The organism is Pseudomonas sp. AP42, from assembly GCF_001728935.1.
In the GTDB taxonomy this organism is placed as follows: domain Bacteria; phylum Pseudomonadota; class Gammaproteobacteria; order Pseudomonadales; family Pseudomonadaceae; genus Aquipseudomonas; species Aquipseudomonas lactis.
In genome coordinates, this window is the sequence record NZ_LYSO01000209.1 from 1 (window position 1) to 2,639 (window position 2,639).

The 2,639-nt window shown below is 62.8% G+C and carries 2 protein-coding genes and 1 pseudogene; 2 read left to right on the top strand and 1 reads right to left on the bottom strand.

The window, feature by feature from the left end:
- Nucleotides 1-120 precede the first annotated feature (120 nt).
- The gene (locus tag A7K61_RS30495; RefSeq protein ID WP_014718650.1) at nt 121-435 is read right to left on the bottom strand and encodes a DUF2834 domain-containing protein; all 315 of its coding nucleotides are present in this window, start codon (nt 433-435) and stop codon (nt 121-123) included.
- A gap of 191 nt (nt 436-626) precedes the next feature.
- On the opposite strand from A7K61_RS30495, the gene A7K61_RS30500 reads away from it, so the two are divergent.
- Together A7K61_RS30500 and A7K61_RS33390 are read left to right on the top strand one after the other, a co-directional pair.
- Nucleotides 627-2,336 carry an amidase gene (locus tag A7K61_RS30500; protein ID WP_069559018.1) on the top strand — a complete coding sequence of 570 codons (1,710 nt, stop codon included), beginning with the start codon at nt 627-629 and terminating at the stop codon, nt 2,334-2,336.
- A gap of 66 nt (nt 2,337-2,402) precedes the next feature.
- Nucleotides 2,403-2,639: pseudogene (locus tag A7K61_RS33390) on the top strand (hypothetical protein); the annotation flags it as partial.

The following is a 2,639-nucleotide window of genomic DNA, read 5'->3' on the forward strand; positions in this document are numbered from 1 at the left end:
CACAATCCAACTGTGTCGCCTGCCAGGCCGCCTTCGCGAGCAAGCCCGCTCCCACAGTTAGATCGTCGTGTGTCAGGTAGATCAGCATCGGCTGGCAGGTCGTCACAAGAGCAACAAACCTCACTTCATGGCCCGACGAGAAAACCCATTAACCACGATATAGAGCAACGGCCCTACCGACACAAACACTGCCGTCAGTAGAAAATACGGCAACACTGAGGCCATCGACCGCCCTCGCCCACGCGCATCCCGGTACATCCACACACACGCCAGCACCGCCATCAGATACAGGTCAATCACCACCTGTGCCGTATCGGGCCGGGACATCAGTTCCCATCCAAACGCCAGTAGTGACTGCTCGGCCGTGAGCATGGTCGCCACGGTATAGACGGTAAATCCCAGCAAGGCCGCCAGGGCGATATAAGGTTTTTGCATGGTCTCTTCCTTGAAGCGCAACGTTAATCAGCGCGGCCACCTTAGCGATAAGAGGCTGCCGCTGGCAATCATGCTGACGTTGTTCTCAAGATCTCCTGCACACCGGCTGCGCGAAGTATGCCACGCTGGTTTTGTGAAATATCTGTACGTAGACTGCCGCCATACCCCCACTTGAAGGCGGCGAAAAAAACGTGATGCAAGTTACTGAAGTCTCCATTGCCCAATTGCGCGCTGCGCTTGAAGCCGGCCAGACCACGGCGGTTGAACTGGTCCAGGCGTACCTGGCGCGAATCGACGCCTACGATGGCCCGCAAACGGCCACTGCGCTGAACGCTGTGGTGGTACGCAACCCCGAGGCGCTGAAAGAAGCCCAGGCCTCCGATGCGCGCCGCGCCAAGGGGCAAAGCCTGGGGCCGCTGGATGGCATTCCCTACACCGCCAAGGACAGTTACCTGGTCAAGGGGCTGACGGCAGCATCCGGCAGCCCGGCGTTTGCCACGCTGGTGGCCCAGCGCGATGCCTTCACCATTGAACGCCTGCGGGCCGGCGGCGCCATTTGCCTGGGCAAGACCAACATGCCGCCGATGGCCAATGGCGGTATGCAACGTGGCGTGTATGGCCGCGCCGAAAGCCCCTACAACGCCGACTACCTCACCGCGCCGTTCGCGTCAGGCTCCTCCAACGGTGCCGGCACCGCCACCGCCGCCAGTTTTGCCGCGTTCGGGCTGGCTGAAGAAACCTGGTCCAGCGGTCGCGGCCCGGCCTCCAACAATGGCCTGTGTGCCTACACGCCTTCGCGTGGGGTAATTTCGGTGCGCGGCAACTGGCCACTGACCCCGACCATGGACGTGGTGGTGCCCTACGCTCGCACCATGGCCGACCTGCTGGAAGTGCTCGACGTCGTGGTGGCCGAAGACCCGGATACCCGTGGCGACCTGTGGCGCCTGCAACCCTGGGTGCCGATCCCCAGCGTCACCTCGGTGCGCCCAGCGTCCTACGCGGCCCTTGCAGTAAGCAGCGAAAGCCTGGCCGGCAAGCGCTTTGGCGTGCCGCGCATGTACATCAACGCCGACCCGGAGGCTGGCACCAGCGAAAAACCCGGTATCGGCGGCCCGACCGGGCAAAAGATCCACACCCGTGCCACGGTGATCGAACTGTGGCAAGCCGCACGCCAGGCACTGGAAGCCGCCGGTGCCGAAGTGATCGAAGTGGATTTCCCGCTGGTGTCCAACTGCGAAGGCGACCGCCCTGGTGCACCGACGGTGTTTACCCGTGGCCTGGTTTCCAAGGAATTTCTCCACGACGAGTTGTGGGAATTGTCGGCCTGGGCCTTCGATGACTTTCTGCGCGCCAACGGCGACCCGCACCTGAACCGCCTGGCCGATGTGGACGGGCCGAAGATATTCCCCCACGACCCCGGCACCCTGCCCAACCGTGAAGACGACCTGGCCGCCGGCATGGACGAATACGTGCGCATGGCCCAACGCGGCATCACCCCATGGGACCAGATCAGCACCGTGCCCGATGGCCTGCGCGGCCTGGAACAAACCCGGCGCCTGGACCTGGAAGACTGGATGAACTCCCTTGGGCTCGACGCCGTGTTGTTTCCCACCGTGGCCGATGTAGGCCCGGCGGATGCCGATGTGAACGAAGCGTCTGCCGATATCGCCTGGAGCAACGGCGTATGGGTCGCCAACGGCAACCTCGCCATCCGCCACCTGGGCGTGCCCACCGTCACCGTGCCAATGGGCGTGATGGCAGACATCGGCATGCCAGTGGGGCTGACCTTCGCCGGGCGCGCCTATGACGATTCGGCGCTGTTGCGCTTCGCCTCGGCGTTCGAAGCCACCGGCAGCAAACGCATGATCCCGCCGCGTACGCCACCGCTGGCAGCCCGCTAAACGCGGTCAACCTGTGGCTGGCTTGCCTTAATGCCAGTCAGTTAAGGCTTTTTTGTAGGAGCGAGCTTGCTCGCGAAAAACTCACTGGCGCCGCGTTCATTCAGCAAACACGGGTTATCGTTGACGTTTTTCGCGAGCAAGCTCGCTCCTACAGAATTGGCCGCAGCGCCGACTCCATGTGGGAGCTGGCTTGCCTGCGATGGCGGCCGTTCAATCGACAGAGATGTCACATGTGCGGCAGGTAACCACGATGCGAAGCGAGCCGCCCTTGATCTTGATCTGCTCTTGATCTCAGGCGCCCCG

What these genes read in the sequence shown, in the direction of transcription:
- A7K61_RS30495 (WP_014718650.1), bottom strand. Translation starts at nt 435, where the DNA reads ATGCAAAAACCTTATATCGCCCTGGCGGCCTTGCTGGGATTTACCGTC.